We start from the raw sequence: 20,360 nt of genomic DNA on the forward strand, positions 1-20,360 counted from the left end.
ATCATCGTCGCCTGGCAAGGGCTTCGCCCTTGATCGCGGGACCAGCCCGCTCCCACAAGGGCTTGCAAAATCAGCGATACGCTTCCACCGGCACACACGCGCAAAACAGGTTCCTGTCTCCATACACGTTGTCGACCCGGTTCACCGCCGGCCAGTACTTGTGCTGCCGGACGTGGGCACTGGGGGCGACCGCCTGCTCCAGGCTGTATGGTCGCGTCCATGGCGCCAATACGTCGGCCAAGGTATGCGGCGCATGCTTCAGCGGGTTGTCATCTGCCGGCCAGCTGCCCTCCTGTACCTGGTCTATTTCCGCACGAATCGCCAGCATCGCCTCGACGAAGCGGTCCAGCTCGGCCTTGGACTCGCTCTCCGTCGGCTCGACCATCAGCGTTCCCGGCACCGGGAACGACATGGTCGGTGCATGGAAGCCGTAGTCCATCAGACGCTTGGCGACATCCTCCTCGGTGATGCCGGTCAAGGCCTTGAGTGGGCGCAGGTCGAGAATGCATTCATGGGCCACGCGTTCGTTGCGCCCACGGTAGAGCACCGGGAAGACCCCTTCGAGCTGGCGGGCCAGGTAGTTGGCCGACAAGATCGCCACCTCGCTGGCGTCGGCCAGTTGCGGCCCCATCATGGCGATGTACATCCAACTGATCGGCAGGATGCTGGCACTGCCCCACGGGGCTGCGCTGACGGCACTGTTGTTCGGGTCGAGCCCCGGCACCGGCACCACGGGGTGGCTGGCAACGAACGGCTTGAGGTGCGCGCGCACGCCGATCGGCCCCATGCCCGGGCCGCCACCGCCGTGGGGGATGCAGAACGTCTTGTGCAGGTTCATGTGCGAGACATCGGCACCGATGTCCGCCGGCCGCGCGAGGCCGACCTGGGCGTTGAGGTTGGCGCCGTCCATGTACACCTGGCCACCGTGCTGGTGGATCACTTCGCAGATCTCGCGGATACCTTCCTCGTACACGCCGTGGGTCGACGGGTAGGTGATCATCAGGCATGACAGCCGTGTGCCGGCTTGACGGGCCTTGGCCTTGAGGTCGTCGAGGTCGACGTTGCCAGCGTCGTCGCATTCGACGATCACCACCTCCATGCCGGCCATCTGCGCCGAGGCCGGGTTGGTGCCGTGGGCGGAGGAAGGAATCAGGCACAAGGTCCGCTGCGGTTCATGGCGGCTGTGGTGATAACGGGTGATCGCCATCAGACCGGCATATTCGCCCTGGGCACCGGAGTTGGGCTGCATGCAGATCGCATCGAAGCCGGTTATGGCGCATAACCAGCTTTCCAGCTCGTCGATCATGGCTTTGTAGCCCTGGGCCTGAGCCGCCGGGACGAAGGGGTGCAACAGGGCGAAGCCAGGCCAGGTGATAGGGATCATCTCACTGGTGGCGTTGAGCTTCATGGTGCAGGAGCCCAGCGGGATCATCGACTGGTTCAGCGCCAGGTCCTTGTTCTCCAGCTGTTTGAGATAGCGCAGCATCTCGGTTTCGCTGTGGTGCAGGTTGAACACCGGGTGGGTGAGGAACGGCGTACGCCGTACCAGGGCGCCGGGAATGCCTTCGGGCAAGGCCTGGCCATCCAGCTCGGCGATGTTCAGACCATGGTCGACCCCCAGGAAAATATCGAACAGGCGCAGCACCGTCGCCTCGCTGCAGGTCTCGTCCAGGCTCACGCCCAGGTGTCCACGCCCGAGGATCCGCAGGTTGATGCGCGCATTCTCGGCACTCTCGATGATCGCCGCCTGGGCACCACCGACATCGAGGGTCAAGGTATCGAAGAAATGCTGGTTCAGGCGCTTGATGCCCTTGGCCTCCAGGCCTGCAGCCAGGATGAAGGTCAGCCGGTGCACCCGCTGGGCGATGCGCCGCAGCCCCTCCGGGCCGTGATAGACGGCATAGAAGCCGGCGATATTGGCCAGCAGTACCTGGGCCGTGCAGATGTTCGAGTTGGCCTTCTCGCGGCGAATGTGCTGCTCGCGGGTCTGCAAGGCCATGCGCAGGGCTGTGTTGCCTCGGGCATCGCGCGACACACCGATGATGCGCCCGGGCATGGCCCGCTTGTATTCGTCGCGGCAGGCAAAGTAGGCGGCATGGGGGCCGCCATAGCCCATGGGCACGCCAAAGCGTTGAGTCGAGCCCAGCACCACATCGGCACCCAGCTCGCCGGGCGGCGTGAGCACGACCAGGCTTAGGATATCCGCAGCTACGCAGGCCAGGGCATGCTGGCCATGCAACTGGTCGATCAGCGGGCGCAGGTCGCGCACCTCGCCATGGGTATCCGGGTATTGCAGCAGGGCACCGAACACCTGGTGCTTGCCCAGGTTATCCACCGAGTCGACGACCAGTTCGAAGCCGAAGCCTTCGGCGCGCGTGCGCAGCACCGAGAGCGTCTGTGGGTGGCAGTGCTCGTCGGCGAAGAAGACGTTGCTCTTGTTCTTGGCCACCCGCTTGGCCAGCGCCATGGCCTCGGCTGCCGCGGTGGCCTCATCGAGCAGCGAGGCATTGGCCAGGGCCAGGCCCGTGAGGTCGATGACCATCTGCTGGAAGTTCAGCAGCGCCTCCAGGCGCCCTTGGGCGATTTCTGGCTGATAGGGCGTGTAGGCGGTATACCAGCCTGGGTTCTCCAGCACGTTGCGCAGGATGACGGTTGGCGTGACGGTGGCGTGGTAGCCCATGCCAATCAGGCTGGTCCAGACCTGGTTCTGCTCGGCGTAGCCGGCCAGCTTGGCCAGGGCGGCCTGTTCGTCCAGCGCAGGCGGCAGGTCGAGGGGCCGCCCGAGGCGAATGCCGGGTGGCACAGTCTGCTCGATCAGCTCCATACGGCTGGCGACGCCCAAGGCGTCGAGCATGGCCTTCTGCTCCGAGGCATCAGGCCCCAGGTGACGATGCAGGAAGGGGTTGAGCTCTTGCAGTTGACTCAGCGATGGCGACTGGGACATGGCGACGATCTCTTCCTGGACCCGTTCTCTTGGAAACTTACAAGTCTAGGAAGGGATTGCCGATGCTGCGGGATTTTTGGGGTGCTTTGTGCCCTATCGCGGAACAAGCTCCACAGGACCTATGGGAGCGGGCTTGTTCCGCGATGGGCTGCACAGCAGCCCCGGAGCGACTTACTCGCCGATGGCAGCCTTGTAGCCGGCAGCATCCAGCAGCTTGTCCAGCTCGGCCTTGTCGCTTGGCTTGAGCTTGAAGATCCAGGACTCGTAAGGCTCCTCGTTGAGCAGTTCCGGGTTGTCGGCCAGTTCTTCGTTGACCGCGATGACTTCACCGCCCACCGGGGCATAGATATCCGAAGCGGCCTTGACCGATTCGACCACGCCTGCGGCGTCGCCTGCAGCGAACACCTTGCCGACTTCGGCCAGTTCGACGAACACCACGTCACCCAGGGCTTGCTGGGCATGGTCGCTGATACCTACGGTCACGGTGCCGTCGGCTTCCAGGCGAGCCCACTCGTGGCTCTCGGCAAAACGCAGGTCGTCGGGGATTTGGCTCATTGTCTTGTCTTCCTCGTTAGGGTCAGCGGTCGGCCCGCCGTTGGGTATTCAGATCAGGATCTTGCCATGGCGCACGAAGGTCGGCTTGACCACCCGCACCGGGTACCACTTGCCACGAATCTCCACTTCGGCACGGTCGCCCGTGGCCATGGGTACGCGTGCCAAGGCAATGGACTTGCTCAGCGTAGGCGAGAAACTACCACTGGTGATCTCTCCTTCGCCAATTCCGGCTACCCGCACCACCTGGTGGGCACGCAGCACGCCACGTTCCTCCAGCACCAGGCCGACCAGTTTTTCCTGCACGCCCTGCTCGATTTCCGCCAGCAGGCCGGCCCGGCCGATGAAGTCGCGCTCGGCCGGTTCCCAGGCGATGCTCCAGCCCAGGTTGGAGGTCAGGGGAGTATGGGTTTCGTCGATATCTTGGCCGTAGAGGTTCATGCCGGCTTCCAGGCGCAGGGTGTCGCGCGCCCCCAGGCCGCTGGGCGCGATGCCCGCTCCGACCAGGTCGTTGAAAAAGGCTGGGGCCTGAAGCCCCGGGAAGATGATTTCCAGGCCGTCCTCGCCGGTATAACCGGTGCGGGCGATGAACCACTCACCTTCGGCCACCCCTTCGAACGGGCGCAGTTCGCGAATCAGCGCGGCGCGCGGCGCGCTGAGCAGCTGGGCGACTTTTTCGCGGGCGTGGGGGCCCTGGATAGCGAGAATGGCGAGCTCCGAACGCTCGACGAAGTTGACTGCGAAGCCCACACTCTGCGCCTGAAGCCACGCCAGGACCTTGTCGCGGGTGGCGGCGTTGGCCACCAGGCGATAGCCCCCTTCGGTGCGGTAGGCGATCAGGTCGTCGATGACCCCGCCCTCGGCATTGAGCAGCGGGCTGTACAACGCCTTGCCGAGGCTGTCCAAGCGGGCCACGTCGTTGGCCAGCAGGCGCTGCAGCCAAGCCGTGGCCTCATCGCCGGCGACGTCGATCACTGTCATGTGAGATACATCGAAGACGCCGCAGTCACTGCGCACCTGGTGGTGCTCTTCGACTTGCGAGCCATAGTGCAGGGGCATGTCCCAGCCACCGAAATCGACCATCTTGGCGCCGAGCGCCAGGTGCAGGTCATACAGAGGCGTACGCTGTCCCATGGGTTTCTCCTTCCGGGCGTGGCGAGGCCGCGGCGGTCAGTGACGTTTAAGTCATCACCTGATCTTGTAGGACCCGTCGCAGCGAATGCCGCGCATTGTAGCCGCAAGGACGAGCCCTGGCACCCTCAGTGGCGATGGCCGGGGCGGCGGGCCGAACGCCGGATCAAACCGATGACCGGCAACAGCCCGACCAGCACCAGCGTCAGCGCAGGCAGCGAGGCCCGCGCCCATTCCCCCTCGCTGGTCATCTCGAACACCCTCACGGCCAAGGTATCCCAGCCGAACGGTCGCATCAGCAGGGTGGCCGGCATCTCCTTGAGCACGTCGACGAACACCAGCAGGGCGGCGCTCAACGCACCGGGGACGAGCAAAGGCAGATACACCTTGAAAAACAATCCCACGCCGCCCACACCCAGGCTGCGCGAGGCCTCCGGCAGCGACGGCCGGATACGCTCAAGGCTACTTTCCAGCGGGCCATAGGCCACAGCCATGAAGCGCACCAAGTAGGCCAGCAGCAAGGCCGACAGGCTGCCCAGCAGCAAAGGCTTGCCGGCTCCTCCGAGCCATTGGGAAAGCGGCACCACCAGTTGGTTGTCCAGGTAACTGAAAGCCAGCATGATCGACACCGCCAGTACCGAGCCAGGCAACGCATACCCCAGGTTGGCCAGGCCCACGCCGGCACGAATGCCCCCGGTCGGCGCGTGGCGCCGGGCGAAGGCCAGCATCAGCGCCACGCAGACCGTGACCAAGGCGGCCATGCCGCCCAGGTACAGGGTGTGCAGAACCAGCCCGACATAGCGCTCGTCCAGGTCATGCCGACCACGCTGCCAGAACCACATCAGCAGCTGCAAAACAGGGATGACGAAGGCGCAGGCGAACACCAGCACGCACCAGCTGGTCGCCGCCGCGGCCTTGGCCCCACGCAGGTGGTAGAGCGCCTGCCCCCGCGGGCGCTCGCTGCCGCTGCGCGAGGCACCGCGGGCGCGACGCTCGCCGTACAACACCAGCATCACCACCAGCAACAACAGGCTGGCCAGCTGGGCGGCACTGGAAAGGCTGAAGAATCCGTACCAGGTCTTGTAGATGGCCGTGGTGAAGGTGTCGAAATTGAACACGGCCACCGCGCCGAAATCCGCCAGGGTCTCCATCAGCGCCAGGGCGATGCCCGCACCGATGGCCGGCCGGGCCATGGGCAACGCCACCCGCCAGAACGCCTGCAGCGGCGACAGGCCCAGCACCCGCGCCGCTTCCATCAGGCCCTTGCCCTGGGCCAGGAAGGCGCTACGCGCCAGCAGGTAGACGTAGGGATAGAACACCAGCACCAGGACCGTGATCACCCCGCCGGTGGAGCGCACCCGCGGCAGGCGCATGGGCCCGAACACTTCGCGCAGGGCCGTTTGCACCGGGCCCGCGAAGTCCAGCAGGCCGACGAAGACGAATGCCAACACATAGGCGGGAATGGCGAAGGGCAACATCAGCGCCCAGTCCAGCCAGCGCCGGCCCGGGAACTCGCACAGGCTGGTGAGCCAGGCCAGGCTTACGCCCAACACGGTCACACCGGCACCGACGCCCAGCACCAGCGTGAGCGTATTGCCCAGCAAACGACTCATCTGGGTGTCGAGCAGGTGCGACCAGATCTGCATGTCGATCGACTGCCATGACAACAGCAGAACGCTCAGCGGCAACAGCACCAGGGCGGCGACCAGGGAAACCGGGAAGTACCAGCGGCGTTGGGGGGCGTGGGACAAAACTGAAGTCTCGATACGTGGCGACCGCATCGCGGAACAAGCCCGCTCCCACAGGGGGTTACACCAGACCCTGTGGGAGCGGGCTTGCCCCGCGATTGGGCTTCGATGGCCCTGAAGGATAAAGCCTGGCGCTTAGTTCCAGCCAGCCCGGTCCATCAAACGGATGGCCTCGGCCTGGCGCTTGCCGGCCACTTCCACCGGGATGCTGTCCGCCTTGAAGGTCCCCCAGGCCGCCACTTCGTCCGATGGCTTGACCTTCGGGTTGGCCGGGAATTCCTGGTTGATATCGGCGAACAGCTTTTGCGCTTCGTCGCCGGTCATCCACTCCACCAGCTTCCTGGCGGCTTCCGGGTGAGGCGCATGCTTGGTCAGGCCAATACCCGAGAGGTTCACGTGCACGCCACGGTCGCCCTGGTTGGGCCAGAACAGCTTGACCGGCAGGCTGGGCTTTTCCTTGTGCAGGCGGCCGTAGTAGTAGGTGTTGACGATGCCCACGTCGCACTGGCCGGCCTCGATGGCCTGGAGCACGGCGGTGTCGTCGGAGAACACATCGGTGGACAGGTTGTTGACCCAGCCCTTGATGATTGCCTCGGTCTTGGCCTCGCCGTGGGTCTCGATCAGGGTGGCGGTCAGCGACTGGTTGTAGACCTTCTTCGCCGTGCGCAGGCACAGGCGGCCTTCCCACTGCTTGTCGGCCAGGGCTTCGTAGGTGGACAACTCCTCGGGTTTGACCCGGTCGGTGGAGTAGGCGATGGTCCGCGCGCGCAGGCTCAGGCCGGTCCAGTCATGGGAAGAGGCACGGTACTGCGGGGGGATGTTGTTGTCGATGACGTCCGACTTGATCGGTTGCAGGATGCCCATCTGCTCGGCCTGCCAGAGGTTGCCGGCATCGACGGTGAGCAGCAGGTCGGCGACGCCGTTCTCGCCCTCGGCCTTGATGCGCTGCATCAACGGGGCTTCCTTGTCGGTGATGAACTTGATCTTCACGCCGGTCTTGGCGGTGTAGGCGTCGAACACCGGCTTGATCAGCTCATCGATACGCGAGGAGTACACCACCACTTCGTCCGCCGCCTGGGCGGTGCCGCCGAACAGGGTCAGGGCCAGGGCGGCCAGTAGAGGCTTGCGTGGCAACATCGGGTATTCCTCGCTGAGTTGAGAGGTGCAAATGGTAGTGAATCCCATTCTGCCTCTCACCTACGCAGACGTTACCGAATGTTGCCAAAGATATTGCTTCGCAGCCCAATCGCGGGACAAGCCCGCACACAGGGTGTGGTTGGCGAAGTACCGGTGGGAGTCGGCTTGCCGGCGATTGGCCAGAACGGGCAACAGCATCATGAATCCTGAGCGAGCAGGGCTGGTTGAGTGCAGGGTGATTACCCACACCGGGATGCGATCTGGCTTTGGGTAAAGGGTTGTCTTCATCGCCGGCAAGCCGGCTCCCACAGGGTGTGGTTGGCGCTGCACCAGTGGGAGCCGGCTTGCCCACAACCATAGAATCTCCCACAGGGCCCTTTGTGCACTTCTGTGGGAGCGGGCTTGTCCCGCGATTGGGCCCTCAGGCCTTCGCCAGCTCAGGCAAATCCCCGGAAAGCCCCAGCGCCTGGCGCACGAACAGCGCCTTGGCTTCTGGCATCTGCTCCACCAGCTTCAACCCGCTGTTACGCAACCAGCGCAACGGCAACGGGTTGGCCTGGAACAACCGCTCGAACCCTTCCATCGCCGCCATCAGCGCCAGGTTGTGTGGCATGCGCCGACGTTCGAAGCGGCTCAGCACCTTCACGTCCGCCAGCCGCTCGCCCCGCTCGCAGGCCCGCTCCAGCTCCTCGGCCAGCACCGCAGCATCCAGGAAGCCCAGGTTGACGCCCTGCCCGGCCAGCGGATGGATGGTGTGGGCGGCATCGCCGATCAGCGCCAGCCCTTCGTCGACATAACGCTTGGCATGGCGCTGGCGCAGGGGCACGCACACCCGCGGGTCGGCCCCCAGCACCTCGCCCAGGCGCCCTTCGAACGCGCGGCCCAGCGCCTCGCAGAAGGCCACATCATCCAGCGCCATGACCTGCTCGGCCTGCTCCGGCGTGGTCGACCAGACGATCGAACACCAGCTCTGCCCGTCCCCGCGATCCAGCGGCAGGAACGCCAACGGCCCTTCATCGGTGAAGCGCTGCCAGGCCGTCGTCTGGTGCGCCTGGCTGCAGCGCACGCTGGTAACGATGGCATGGTGCAGGTAATCCCACTCACGGGTTTCGCAGCCGGTCAGCTTGCGCACTGCGGAATTGGCGCCGTCGGCAGCCACCACCAGCGGTGCGCGCAGGCGCCGGCCATCGGCTAGGGTCAGCAGCCACTCGTCGCCGGAACGGCGCATCTGTTCCAGCCGGGCATTGGGCAGCAGCCCTACGTCGCTGTCGTGCAGGCGCTCCAAGAGGCCGTCCTGCACCACCCGGTTCTCGACGATATGGCCGAGCACCTGGGCATGCACGCTGGCCGCCGAGAAGTGGATCTGGCCAGTGCCGCTGCCATCCCAGACGTGCATGTCCGAATACGGCGAGACACGCCGGCCGGCGATGCCTTCCCAGGCTCCCAGGCGCTCGAGGATACGCTGGCTGGCTGCCGACAAGGCGCTGACCCGTGGCTCGAAAGGCGCCTGGGGGTCGAAAGGTTTGACCGACAGCGGGCCGCCATCGAGCAGGAGGATTTCCAGGCCGCTGTGGTGCAACGCCAGGGCCAGAGCGCTACCGACCATACCGGCACCGACAATCAACAGATCTGCGCGCATTTCCATGCCTTACGCCTGCCTCGCTTGCGGCTTGAGCCGCACATAAAGGGTTTTATCGACCCGCGCCACCAGCTCGCCGGCGCCGTCGCGGATATCGACCTGCAAACGGGGCAGGTATTTCTTGCCGCCAGCGGTCTGTTGGCGGATCTCGTCCAGCAAGGCGTCATCGACGTGGAACTCGGCGAATACCGCGCCCTTGCCCGGCGCGATGAAGTCGATGCTGGCAGCCTTGTCCCAGACGATGTAGTCACGCCCGAGCCGCTCTATCAGCAGCAACATGTAGAACGGGTCGACCATCGAGTACAGGCTGCCGCCGAACTGGGTACCGACATAGTTACGGTTCCAGCGGGTCAGGTTCATGCGCACCTTGATGCTGCGCATATCCGGGCTGATGTGCTGCACCCGGATGCCCGCGCCCAGGTAAGGGGGATAAAGGTTCAGCACCCAGCGCAGCAGGCGCGCCCTGCGGGCCAGTCGACGTGGGTTGCTCATGCCCGCCCCCGCGGATCAGGGCGGGTGCCCAGGCCCATGGCCTGGCGGGCGAACCAGCGCTTGGCCGGCGGCAGCAGGTCGAGCCCCAGCAGGCCGATGTTGCGACCGGCGGCCAGCAGTGGCTGGCTGCTACCGAACAGTCGGGTGACCTGGTCGGAGAAACCGATGGTCAGGGCCTGGTCCAGCCGTTGGCGCTGGTGGTAGGCCTGCAGCGTGGCCAGATCGCCGGGCTGCTGCGGGCCGGCCAGCAAGGCATCGGCCAAGGACTGCACGTCACGCAGGGACAGGTTGAACCCCTGCCCGGCGATCGGGTGCAGGCTATGGGCGGCGTTGCCCAGCACCACTAGGTTTGGGCGTACCTGTTCCTCGGCCTCGACCAGCGCAAGCGGGTACAGATGCCGCGCCCCCACCTGGCGCAGGGCGCCCAGGCGGTAGCCGAAGGCCGCCTGCAGCTCGTGCAGGAAGCTGCGCTCGTCGATGTCCGCCAGCCGCTGGGCATCCATCCCCTGGCGGGTCCAGACCAGTGCGCAGCGGTTTTCCGGCAAGGGCAGCAGCGCCATCGGGCCTTGCTCGGTGAAGCGTTCGAAGGCCTGCCCACGATGCGCCTCACCCGGCGTGATGTTGGCGATCAGCGCGCTCTGTTCGTAGGGGGTACGGCGAACATGGATCCCCAACTGTTCGCGCAGGCCAGAGCGGCCACCGTCGGCCAACACCGCCAGGTCGCACTCCAGGCTGGTGTCGTCGTCCAATTGCAGACGATAGCCACCGGCGACAGCTTGCAAGCTCTTGACCTCGGCCGGGCAGCGCCAGCTCACCACTTCGGTATCCAGGCCCTGCCATAGGCATTGGCCGAGCCAGGCGTTCTCCACCACGTAGCCGAGGGCCGGTACCCCTTCCTCGATGGCGTCAAGGCGGGTAGCGCCGAAGCGGCCACGGTCGGACACCTGGATCTGGCTGATGGGCTCGGCGCGGCGGCTGATGACCTGCCACAGGCCCAGCTGTTCGTAGATCTGCCGGGTGCCGTAGGACAGCGCAGAGGAGCGGGCATCGTAGCTGGGCTGGAAGCTGTCGCCCGGTGCGAACGGTTCGATTAGGAGGATCTTCCAACCGCGTGCCTTGGCGCCTGCCTGCAGGGCCAGGGCCAGGCTGGCGCCGACCAGGCCGCCGCCGATGATCGCCAGGTTGACCCGACTCATGCCACGCCCCTGCGGGCCGCGGCCATCAGCGCCTCGATCTCGGCGACCGTGCGCGGCACACCGCTGGTCAGGATTTCACAGCCTTGCCTGGTCACCACCACGTCGTCCTCGATCCGTACGCCGATGCCGCGCCATTTCTTCGCGACGTTCTGGTTGTCGGCGGCAATGTAGATGCCCGGCTCGACTGTCAGCGCCATGCCCGGCTCGAGCACGCGCCACTGGCCGCCGACCTTGTACTCGCCCACATCGTGCACGTCCATGCCCAGCCAATGGCCGGCGCGATGCATGTAGAACGCACGGTGGGCCTCGCTGTCGATCAGCGCCTGCACCTCGCCCTTGAGCAGCCCCAGTTCCACCAGCCCTTCGGTGATGACCCGCACGGTCGCCTCATGGGCGTGGTTCCAATGCTTGCCCGGGGCGATCTCGGCGAAGGCGGCCGCCTGGGCCTTGAGCACCAGCTCGTAGATGGCCTTCTGCTCCGGCGAGAAACGCCCGCTGACCGGGAAGGTGCGGGTGATGTCGCTGGCGTAGCAGTCGATCTCGCAGCCTGCATCGATCAGCACCAGGTCGCCATCCTTGAGCGGCGCATCGTTCTGCTGGTAATGCAGGATGCAGGCGTTGCGACCCGCCGCGACGATCGAGCCGTAGGCCGGCATCTTCGCCCCGCCCTTGCGGAATTCGTAGTCGAGCTCGGCTTCCAGGCTGAATTCGTGCAGCCCCGCCCGGCAGGCCTGCATGGCCCGCACGTGGGCGCGCGCGGAAATATCCGCCGCGGTGCGCATCACCTTCACTTCCGCCGCCGATTTATACAGGCGCATGTCGTGCAGCAGATGATCCAGGGCAACGAATTCGTTCGGTGGCTGGGCACCCAGGCGCGCCTTGGAGCGGATCACGTTGATCCACTCCATCAGGCGGCGGTCGAATTCCGGGTTGCTGCCCATGGCGGTGTAGACCCGGTCGCGGCCTTCGATCAGGCCGGGGAGGATCTCGTCGATATCGGTGATGGGAAAGGCGTCGTCCGCGCCAAAGTCGCGGATCGCGCCTTCCTGGCCGGCACGCAGGCCGTCCCACAGTTCGCGCTCGGGGTTGCGCTCACGGCAGAACAGCACGTACTCGCCATGTTCGCGGCCCGGGATCAGGGCGATCACCGCCTCGGGCTCGGGGAAGCCGCTGAGGTACTGGAAATCGCTGTCCTGGCGATACACGTGCTCGACGTCGCGGTTGCGGATGGCAACTGCGGCGGCGGGCAGGATGGCGATGCTGTTGGGGACCATCTGCGCCATCAGCGCCTTGCGCCGACGGGCATACTCGGCCTTCGGAATACGGCTCATGGGCACGAAAACCCCCGCAATATCAGTGCAGCGATGGCTTGGGCGCGGGCGCGGCCGGCTTGGCCAGCTCCGTGTATAGCAGCAGGGGCGCGACGCGCAGGTACTCCATGACTTCCATGTAGTCGCTCTCGCCATCCTCGGACTCTTCCAGCGCTTCCTGGACCTGCGAAATGGCCACCAGGTCCTGGAGCACCTCCTGCGCATCGGTGGACAAGTCCTTGCCGCCGGCGTTCAGGCCAAAGCCAGTGATGAAGCCTTGGCACCACTGGCCCAGCGCGGTGGCGCGCTCGGCGAGCGGGGCTTCGTCGCTGGGCAGCAGCAGGACGATGGCGACGTCCTCGCCGGTGAGCTCGGCCTTGACCATTTCCTGCAGGCCGATGAGTGCGGCGCGCACGTTGTCTTCAGGCTCGTTTTCCAGCGCGCCGGCGGCATCGGCCAGCCAGGCGTCGGCATCGAAACCTGCGCCGGCACAGCTGCGGCCGATCAGCAGGCCGTGCAGTTCGGCTGGGGAAACAGGGTGGCCGTTGCTGGCGAGCAGCGAGGCGAAGGCGGTGTAGGGCGATTGGGTATTGGGCATGGGCAGCTAGGCGCCAAGCGGCGCAATGACTAGAATGAAGACCTTGTATCCTAGCACCGGCAGGCGCGCCAAGACCATCAGCACTGGCCGTACCGCCCCCGGAACAGGCATGATCGCCGGGCAGTCAACGAGGGAGCGAATCGAGTGCAACCCATGCCAGAGAACGACCTGCAGGCACTGATGAGCCGATTCGAATCGCTCATCGAGCGTGTCGAGCAACTAAAACGCCAAAATGCACTCCTAGTAGCTCAGGAAAAATCCTGGCGCGAGGAGCGCGCCCACCTCATCGAAAAGAACGAGATCGCAAGGCGCAAGGTCGAGTCGATGATTTTACGCCTCAAGGCCCTGGAGCAAGACTCATGAGTTCAAGCAATAGCGTCACCGTCCAGATCCTCGACAAGGAATACTCGATCATCTGCCCGCCGGAAGAACGCAACAATCTGGTCAGCGCCGCGCGCTACCTGGATGGCAAGATGCGCGAGATCCGCAGCAGCGGCAAGGTGATCGGTGCCGACCGTATCGCGGTCATGGCTGCGCTGAACATCACCCACGAACTGCTGCACCGTCAGGAGCGCCCGGACGTTGCCGCCAGCGGCACCACCCGCGAGCAGGTACGCGACCTGCTGGAACGGGTCGACCAGGCGCTGTCCGACGACGCGGATACCAAAATCGGCTGAGATTGGTATACTGGCGCCACTCCCTGGGGGATGCGCCAGTCGGTTATGTCCCTGAGCCGATACGCACAACCACGGGGGTTGCACGCTGGGGCCGGTGTGCATGTCCGCCCGACGGAAAGCCTTAACGCCCCCTGCAATCTCCACCTTGAACTTTCGGGTTCAAGGGCTACACCGATAGCGGTTCCATCGGGGAGCCTGAATTCTTGCTTGCCCGCCACCCTCGGCGGGCAATTTCGTCTGGCCGCCATGGCGGCCGGTACACCTGGGAACGCACGTGCCATGACCGACACCGCGCAGCTCACCCGCCCTCAACTGCGCCGCCTGCTTCGCAATGCCCGCCGCGCACTGACACCTGCCCAGCAACGCCAGGCCTCTCTCGGCCTCTACCGCCAACTGGCCCAGCACCCGTTGTTCCGTCGCGCCCGGCACATCGCCCTGTACCTGCCCAACGACGGCGAGATCGACCCACGCCTGTTGCTGCGCGAGGCCCAGCGACGCGGCAAGCGCACCTACTTGCCGGTGCTGCATGCCTGGCCGCGCACGCGCATGGTCTTCCAGCGTTTCGAACGAGGCGAAAAGCTACGGCCCAACCGCTTCCGTATTCCCGAACCACTGGTCGAGCGCAAGCGCCAACGGCCGATCTGGTCGCTGGACCTGATCCTGCTGCCGTTGGTCGGCTTCGATGAAGTCGGTGGGCGCCTGGGCATGGGGGGCGGTTTCTATGACCGCAGCCTGGCGTACCAGGCACGTCGCAAGGCGTGGAAAAAACCGCTGCTGCTGGGGCTGGCCCATGAATGCCAGAAGGTAGAGCGCCTGGCCCAGGCCAGTTGGGATGTACCGCTCAAGGGGACGGTCTCGGACCGTGGCTGGTACTTGGCACCGGCTTGACCGGTGCCCGCGAAAGAATCAGCGCTGCTGCTGGGTCGGCTCGAACGGCATCTGGTAGGCAGCGTCAGCCTTGCGCTCCCAGAAACTCTGCGCATAACCCGTGGTGACGACACCCAGGCCGAAAATGAAGACCAGGATCCAGAGCAAGTCCGGTTTGCGTTGGTTCATGGATGAATGCCCCCCTAAGGCAAACAGTCAGGCTCGGCAACCTTCTTGGTGCTGCCGGAGCGTCGAGCTTTAAAATCGGCGCATTTTCCGACAACCTGAGGCGACACGCAAACCTTGACGTCAACCGACTGTCGGTTTCATGCAACAGGTTATTTCAAATATTTTCAGGAGCCGTTTCCATGGCCTATTGGCTGATGAAATCCGAGCCCGACGAGCTCTCCATCGACGCCCTGGCACACCTCGGCCAAGCGCGCTGGGACGGGGTTCGCAACTACCAGGCGCGCAATTTCCTGCGCGCCATGAGCGTAGGCGATGAGTTCTTCTTCTATCACTCCAGCTGCCCTCAACCGGGAATCGCCGGTATCGCTCGTATCAGCGCAGCGGCCTACCCCGACCCGACCGCCCTGGATCCCGATAGCCACTACTTCGACGCTAAGGCCAACGCCGAGAAAAACCCTTGGAGCGCAGTCGATGTCACCCATGTGAAGACGTTCCACCAGGTGCTGGGGCTTGGGCTGCTCAAGCAGCAAGCCGCGCTAGCCGAACTGCCGCTGGTGCAAAAAGGCAGCCGGTTGTCGGTCATGCCGGTGACCGCCGAGCAATGGGCGGCGATTGTTGCGCTGGCGCGCTGAACCTGGCGTGAGTGGCCTGGCGCGTTTTCGATCGAACGCCGCCCGCGCGGCGCTCGCTCTTACGGGCAACCAATCGCTAACGCCATTCACTGCACGATCAGGTTATTGAACAGCAGGTCTTCGACGATCGGCTTGCCTTCCTCGGTTTCCATCACCTGCTGCACCTGCTTGAGCGCCTCCTGACGCAGCTTTTCCTTGGCTTCGACATTGCTCATGTTTTCCAGCCCTTGCTGGGTGAACAGTGCCACCAGTTGGTTGCGGATCAGCGGCTCGTGGTGCTTGACCGCGGCAGCCGCGGCGTCGCCGGTCACGCGCAGGGCCACGTCGGCCTTGTACACGCGCAGCTTGGGGCCGCCATCGAGGGCGTAGTTGCCAACGAAAGGTGGGCTCAGGTTGATGTAGGAAACCTTCTGCTCCCCTTCCTTGCCTTCTTCAGCCATCGCCACGGCCGGCAACAGCAGGGCCAGCACCATCAAGATCCACGCTTTCACGAATTCGCTCCTCAATACAGTTGGCGCCAGCTTACCCAGCACACCGATCAAACCCAAGCCCAGGCTTATGCCACCCCATCAAGGTGGACCATGCTCGTTGACCTGGCCTACGCCCCTCCTACACTTATCGGCCAACGCACGCAAAGGAATAGCCCCGATGAAAGCAGTGTTGTGCAAGACCCTCGGCCCGGCACGCGACCTGGTGCTCGATGAGGTGGCGAGCCCGGCGCCCAAGCGCAACGAGATCTTGCTGGATGTGCACGCCGCGGGCGTCAACTTCCCCGATACCTTGATCATCGAAGGCAAGTACCAGTTCCAACCGCCCCTGCCTTTCTCGCCAGGCTGCGAGGCAGCCGGTGTGGTCGCAGCCGTCGGGGAGAAGGCCGGCGGTTTCAAGGTCGGTGACCGGGTCATGGCCCTGACCGGCTGGGGAGCCTTCGCCGAGCAGGTGGCCGTGCCCTTCTACAACGTGCTGCCGATGCCCGCCACCCTGGATTTCACCACCGCTGCGGCCTTCGGCATGACCTACGGCACTTCCATGCATGCGCTGGCCCAACGTGGCCAGCTCAAGGCAGGCGAGACGCTGTTGGTACTGGGCGCATCCGGAGGCGTTGGCCTGGCGGCCGTGGAGATCGGCAAGGCCATGGGCGCCCGGGTGATCGCCGCCGCCAGCAGCGGCGAAAAACTCGCGGTGGCCAAGGCAGCGGGAGCCGATGAGCTGATCGATTACGGCCAGGCCAGCTTGCGGGACGAGATCAAGCGCCTGACCGGCGGTCAGGGCGTGGATGTGGTCTACGACCCGGTGGGCGGCGAGCTGTTCGAGCAGGCGGTGCGCGGCCTGGCCTGGAACGGGCGGTTGCTGGTGGTGGGTTTTGCCAGCGGGACCATCCCGCAGTTGCCGGTGAACCTGGCATTGCTCAAGGGCGCTGCGGTGGTGGGGGTGTTCTGGGGCGCCTTCGCCCAGCGCCAGCCCGAGGACAATGCGGCCAATTTCCGCCAGCTGTTTGCCTGGCATGCCGAGGGCAAGCTCAAGCCGCTGGTATCGCAGACGTATCCGTTGGCCGAAGCCGGGGTGGCCATCGAGCGGTTGGCGCAGCGCCAGGCGGTGGGCAAATTGGTGGTGGTGGCTCGCTAGGCCTGGGGCTGCTTCACAGCCCATCGCGGCACAAGGCCGCTCCTACAGGCGAGCAATGCAGCCCCTGTGGGAGCGAGGGCTGCTGTGCAGCCCCTGTGGGAGCGGGCTTGTCCCGCGATTGGGCCAAACCTGCCTACACCTCACGCAGGCCATGGCACCGACGGAACCGCGCCTCCAGGTTGCGATCGGGCATTTGGTGGCTGCGCAAGGCGTTCAGGGTCTGCTCGACGTAGTCCCGCGTCGTCCCGTAACGGCCCTTGGCACTGGCCAGGATCTGGCTGAGCAAGGTGTCCGGCAGATTCCCGGCATAGCACGGCAGGTGACGCTCCAACACGAAGCCCAGCGCCTGGACCTTGCTGCCATTACCCAGCCGGCAACTGAGCCAATGCGGCCGATAGGCGGGATAAGGCATCTCTCGCTGCCACAGGGCCATCAACGAATCGTCCAGGTTGCTTTCATCCAGGCGGTAGGCAAAGCCGCTGCACGAGCCGCCTCGATCCAACCCGAAGACCAAGCCAGGACATTCCGGTGTACCACGGTGCTCGTGGGACCACAAATACAGGCCCCGGTGATAGCCATGCACGCGGGCCCGCTGACGCTCGACCGAATTGCACTCCGGCCGCCAGATCAATGACCCATAGGCGAACAACCAGACCGGCCCGCCCTCATGACGCGACATGGTCAGTTTCATTGAATGGTGCAATTGATCGCGGGTCAGTTGCTGCCCAAAATCCAGCGAAGGAGGGTAAGTTACTTGCCAGGACGAACTTTCAAGTGTCGACATGATGCTGCCGCCATGATTCCCCGTAAACTTCCGAAGGCCGTCACTGTATCGCAATGGCGCTTCGCTGCACTTACCGTACGGCAGAAAGCACTGTGCGTTCAAGCCCTTTGCACGGCCTGCGCCCCGCACTTGATTGCCATGAAATCAATATAGACAGGTATTGTTCCGTGAAAGGAGAATGTTATTAACGGCGCCAGCAAGAATAAGCGCCTTATCATCCTTTCAGGCAACTCGAGTTATAAAGATCGGCACACCGTTGCAGTGTGCCGTGTACTTTCAGCCCCGGGGGGCGTAGGCAAACACATCGGCGCGCATGCGGTGCGCGTCCATGCCCGCCTCGACCAGCGCGTCCAGGGTGGCATAGACCATGTTCGGCGAGCCGCTGGCATAGACATGCACTTGGTTCAGGTCGGCGATGTCTTCACAGACCGCCTCGTGCAGCAACCCGCAGCGCCCCTCCCAGCTGCACAGATCGCTCACTACCTTGTGCAAGAACAGGTTGGGCAGGCGCTGCCATTCGGCCCAATGCTCGATCTGGTAGAAATCCTCGGGCCGACGCACCCCCCAATAGAGGTGCACCGGGTGCTTGAACCCTTGGGCACGGCAGTGCTCGACCAGGCTGTGCATCTGGCCCATGCCGGTACCCGCGGCGATCAGCACCAGCGGCCCGTCCGGCAGCTCGGCCAAATGGGTGTCGCCGAACGGCATTTCGATGCGCGCGACACCGTCGCGCCGCAATTGGGCCAGCAACTGCAAGGCGCTGTTTTCCCGCGCCAGCACGTGCAGTTCCAGGTTTCGCCCGCCATGAGGCGCCGAGGCCAGGGAGAAGGCGGCCTTGTCGGCGCCGTCGCGCTCGATCATCAGGTATTGCCCGGCATGGTAGCGGGGCGGCTTGCCAGCAGGTGCACGCAGGCGCACGCGCCAGACGTCGCCACCGACCTCCACGCATTCGCTCACGGTGCAGGCCAGCTTGCGCACCGGCAGCTCGCCCCGGGCCAGTACGCCGTCCCAGAGCAGCACGCAGTCTTCCAGTGGCTCGGCAATGCAGGTGAACAGCTCGCCATGGTCGCGCACTTCACCTTCCTGGCGCACCCGCCCTTCCACCAGCAAGGCGGCACAGACGTGGCAATTGCCGTTGCGGCAGCTGTTCGGGCAGTCGTAGCCCAGGCGCCGCGCGGCGTCCAGAATTCTCTCCCCGGGCTCGATCGCCAATACCGCCCCGGACGGCTGCAAGGTTACCTGCATCAATCTATTCCCAACTGATCCCACAGCTCATCGATACGGCGGGTGACGGCCTCGTCCTTGACGATGGCACGACCCCATTCGCGTGTAGTCTCGCCCGGCCACTTGTGGGTGGCATCCAGGCCCATCTTCGACCCCAGGCCCGATACCGGTGACGCGAAGTCCAGGTAGTCGATCGGCGTGTTGTCGATCATCACCGTATCACGCTTGGGGTCCATGCGCGTGGTGATGGCCCAGATCACATCGTTCCAGTCGCGGGCGTTGATGTCGTCGTCGGTGACGATAACGAATTTGGTATACATGAACTGTCGCAGGAACGACCAAACACCCAGCATCACGCGCTTGGCGTGACCCGGGTACTGCTTTTTCATGGTCACCACCGCCATACGGTACGAGCACCCTTCAGGCGGCAGGTAGAAGTCGACGATTTCCGGGAACTGCTTCTGCAGGATCGGCACGAACACTTCGTTCAGTGCCACACCCAGAATCGCCGGCTCATCCGGTGGACGGCCGGTGTAGGTGCTGTGGTAGATCGGCTTCTGGCGGTGAGTGATGCGCTCGACGGTGAACACCGGGAAGCTGTCCACTTCGTTGTAATAGCCGGTGTGGTCGCCATAAGGGCCTTCCGGGGCCATTTCGCCCGGGTGGATCACGCCTTCGAGAATGATCTCGGCGGTAGCAGGCACCTGCAGGTCGCTGCCCCGACACTTGACCAGTTCAGTGCGGTTGCCGCGCAGCAGGCCGGCGAAGGCATATTCGGACAGGGTGTCAGGCACCGGCGTCACGGCGCCGAGGATGGTCGCCGGGTCCGCGCCCAGGGCCACGGCCACGGGGAACGGTTGGCCGGGGTGCTTTTCGCACCATTCCCGGTAGTCCAGGGCACCGCCGCGGTGGCTCAGCCAGCGCATGATCACCTTGTTGCGGCCGATCAGCTGCTGGCGGTAGATGCCCAGGTTCTGGCGGTCCTTGTTGGGGCCGCGGGTGACGGTCAGACCCCAGGTGATCAGCGGCGCCACATCGCCCGGCCAGCAATGCTGGATAGGCAGCTGGGTGAGGTCGACGTCTTCGCCTTCGACCACCACTTCCTGGCATACCGCGTCCTTGACCACTTTAGGCGCCATGGACACGACCTTCTTGAAGATCGGCAACTTGGACCAGGCGTCTTTCAAGCCCTTCGGCGGCTCTGGCTCCTTGAGGAAGGCCAGCAGCTTGCCGATTTCGCGCAACTCATCGACCGATTCGGCCCCCATGCCCATGGCCACGCGCTCCGGCGTGCCGAACAGGTTGCCCAGCACCGGCATGTCGAAGCCGGTGGGCTTTTCGAACAGCAGTGCCGGGCCCTTGGCGCGCAGCGTGCGGTCGCAGACTTCGGTCATTTCCAGGACAGGGGAGATCGGAACCTGGATGCGCTTGAGTTCACCGCGCTGTTCCAGGCCACGGATGAAGTCGCGCAAGTCGCGATACTGCATGCATGTGCCTCGTGGTTGGCCGTATCGGTCGGGGGTGCTGAGTGTAGCGCCGTTCGGCGTTTTGTTGGGGGCGAAAATGAATCGGGGCCGCTTCGCGCCCCATCGCGGGACAAAGCCCGCTCCTACA

At 64.7% G+C, this 20,360-nt stretch carries 20 protein-coding genes and 1 other RNA gene; 6 read left to right on the forward strand and 15 right to left on the reverse strand.

Annotation, left to right across the window (positions count from 1 at the left end):
* Positions 1-70: 70 nt before the first annotated feature.
* From gcvP to ACNFG0_RS04330, 10 genes are all read right to left on the reverse strand, one after another.
* A complete protein-coding gene (gcvP, locus tag ACNFG0_RS04285) occupies positions 71-2,944 on the reverse strand; it encodes an aminomethyl-transferring glycine dehydrogenase (RefSeq protein WP_416764074.1) in 2,874 nt (957 codons plus the stop codon).
* A gap of 171 nt (positions 2,945-3,115) precedes the next feature.
* A complete protein-coding gene (gene gcvH, locus ACNFG0_RS04290; RefSeq protein ID WP_196143858.1) occupies positions 3,116-3,499 on the reverse strand; it encodes a glycine cleavage system protein GcvH in 384 nt (127 codons plus the stop codon).
* Positions 3,500-3,547: 48 nt separating this feature from the next.
* Positions 3,548-4,630, reverse strand: coding sequence for a glycine cleavage system aminomethyltransferase GcvT (gene gcvT, locus ACNFG0_RS04295; protein WP_416764075.1), 1,083 nt, complete (start codon positions 4,628-4,630; stop codon positions 3,548-3,550).
* A 125-nt stretch (positions 4,631-4,755) separates the two neighbouring features.
* A complete protein-coding gene (locus ACNFG0_RS04300) occupies positions 4,756-6,408 on the reverse strand; it encodes an ABC transporter permease (RefSeq protein ID WP_416764076.1) in 1,653 nt (550 codons plus the stop codon).
* 102 nt (positions 6,409-6,510) lie between these two features.
* A complete protein-coding gene (locus ACNFG0_RS04305) occupies positions 6,511-7,512 on the reverse strand; it encodes an extracellular solute-binding protein (protein WP_196143855.1) in 1,002 nt (333 codons plus the stop codon).
* A 421-nt stretch (positions 7,513-7,933) separates the two neighbouring features.
* Complete coding sequence (locus tag ACNFG0_RS04310) at positions 7,934-9,151, reverse strand: 2-octaprenyl-3-methyl-6-methoxy-1,4-benzoquinol hydroxylase (protein WP_196154532.1); 1,218 nt, start codon at positions 9,149-9,151, stop codon at positions 7,934-7,936.
* Positions 9,152-9,160: 9 nt separating this feature from the next.
* Positions 9,161-9,643: a DUF4442 domain-containing protein gene (locus tag ACNFG0_RS04315; RefSeq protein WP_196143854.1), complete on the reverse strand. Its 483-nt coding sequence runs from the start codon at positions 9,641-9,643 to the stop codon at positions 9,161-9,163.
* Positions 9,640-10,839 carry a 2-octaprenyl-6-methoxyphenyl hydroxylase gene (gene ubiH, locus ACNFG0_RS04320; RefSeq protein ID WP_416764077.1) on the reverse strand — a complete coding sequence of 400 codons (1,200 nt, stop codon included), beginning with the start codon at positions 10,837-10,839 and terminating at the stop codon, positions 9,640-9,642. The genes ACNFG0_RS04315 and ubiH overlap by 4 nt, the downstream gene beginning before the upstream one ends.
* On the reverse strand, positions 10,836-12,170 hold the full coding sequence (pepP, locus tag ACNFG0_RS04325) for a Xaa-Pro aminopeptidase (protein WP_196143852.1): 1,335 nt from the start codon (positions 12,168-12,170) through the stop codon (positions 10,836-10,838). Before pepP ends, ubiH begins: the two co-directional genes overlap by 4 nt.
* A gap of 22 nt (positions 12,171-12,192) precedes the next feature.
* Positions 12,193-12,747: a YecA family protein gene (locus ACNFG0_RS04330; RefSeq protein WP_196143851.1), complete on the reverse strand. Its 555-nt coding sequence runs from the start codon at positions 12,745-12,747 to the stop codon at positions 12,193-12,195.
* A 153-nt stretch (positions 12,748-12,900) separates the two neighbouring features.
* Here ACNFG0_RS04330 and ACNFG0_RS04335 point away from each other — a divergent pair, with 153 nt between their 5' ends.
* From ACNFG0_RS04335 to ACNFG0_RS04350, 4 genes are all read left to right on the forward strand, one after another.
* A complete protein-coding gene (locus ACNFG0_RS04335) occupies positions 12,901-13,110 on the forward strand; it encodes a TIGR02449 family protein (RefSeq protein ID WP_084856565.1) in 210 nt (69 codons plus the stop codon).
* Entirely contained in the window at positions 13,107-13,424 is a 318-nt protein-coding gene (locus ACNFG0_RS04340) for a cell division protein ZapA (RefSeq protein ID WP_043212146.1), read from the forward strand. Before ACNFG0_RS04335 ends, ACNFG0_RS04340 begins: the two co-directional genes overlap by 4 nt.
* 17 nt (positions 13,425-13,441) lie before the next feature.
* Positions 13,442-13,621, forward strand: a non-coding RNA gene (ssrS, locus tag ACNFG0_RS04345) — 6S RNA.
* 82 nt (positions 13,622-13,703) lie between these two features.
* The gene (locus ACNFG0_RS04350) at positions 13,704-14,312 is read left to right on the forward strand and encodes a 5-formyltetrahydrofolate cyclo-ligase (protein WP_196144009.1); all 609 of its coding nucleotides are present in this window, start codon (positions 13,704-13,706) and stop codon (positions 14,310-14,312) included.
* Between the two features lie 18 nt (positions 14,313-14,330).
* Here the strand turns inward: ACNFG0_RS04350 and ACNFG0_RS04355 are convergent, their stop codons facing one another.
* Positions 14,331-14,480, reverse strand: a complete 150-nt coding sequence (locus ACNFG0_RS04355) for a hypothetical protein (RefSeq protein WP_196154523.1) — start codon at positions 14,478-14,480, stop codon at positions 14,331-14,333.
* A 179-nt stretch (positions 14,481-14,659) separates the two neighbouring features.
* Here ACNFG0_RS04355 and ACNFG0_RS04360 point away from each other — a divergent pair, with 179 nt between their 5' ends.
* Positions 14,660-15,112, forward strand: coding sequence for an EVE domain-containing protein (locus tag ACNFG0_RS04360; RefSeq protein ID WP_196154524.1), 453 nt, complete (start codon positions 14,660-14,662; stop codon positions 15,110-15,112).
* Between the two features lie 86 nt (positions 15,113-15,198).
* Here the strand turns inward: ACNFG0_RS04360 and ACNFG0_RS04365 are convergent, their stop codons facing one another.
* The gene (locus tag ACNFG0_RS04365) at positions 15,199-15,603 is read right to left on the reverse strand and encodes a flagellar basal body-associated protein FliL (protein WP_196143848.1); all 405 of its coding nucleotides are present in this window, start codon (positions 15,601-15,603) and stop codon (positions 15,199-15,201) included.
* Between the two features lie 157 nt (positions 15,604-15,760).
* Between ACNFG0_RS04365 and ACNFG0_RS04370 the strand changes: the two genes are divergently transcribed.
* Positions 15,761-16,738, forward strand: coding sequence for an NADPH:quinone oxidoreductase family protein (locus ACNFG0_RS04370; protein WP_196143847.1), 978 nt, complete (start codon positions 15,761-15,763; stop codon positions 16,736-16,738).
* Between the two features lie 133 nt (positions 16,739-16,871).
* Here ACNFG0_RS04370 and ACNFG0_RS04375 read toward each other — a convergent pair whose 3' ends face one another.
* The 3 genes from ACNFG0_RS04375 to ubiD form a co-directional block, all read right to left on the reverse strand.
* Positions 16,872-17,522 carry a gamma-glutamylcyclotransferase gene (locus tag ACNFG0_RS04375; protein WP_416764078.1) on the reverse strand — a complete coding sequence of 217 codons (651 nt, stop codon included), beginning with the start codon at positions 17,520-17,522 and terminating at the stop codon, positions 16,872-16,874.
* Between the two features lie 276 nt (positions 17,523-17,798).
* Entirely contained in the window at positions 17,799-18,767 is a 969-nt protein-coding gene (locus tag ACNFG0_RS04380) for a CDP-6-deoxy-delta-3,4-glucoseen reductase (RefSeq protein ID WP_416764079.1), read from the reverse strand.
* Entirely contained in the window at positions 18,767-20,233 is a 1,467-nt protein-coding gene (gene ubiD / locus ACNFG0_RS04385) for a 4-hydroxy-3-polyprenylbenzoate decarboxylase (RefSeq protein ID WP_023382977.1), read from the reverse strand. The genes ACNFG0_RS04380 and ubiD overlap by 1 nt, the downstream gene beginning before the upstream one ends.
* Positions 20,234-20,360 lie beyond the last annotated feature (127 nt).

The organism is Pseudomonas sp. NY15372 (assembly GCF_048068215.1).
Taxonomy (GTDB): domain Bacteria; phylum Pseudomonadota; class Gammaproteobacteria; order Pseudomonadales; family Pseudomonadaceae; genus Aquipseudomonas; species Aquipseudomonas guariconensis_A.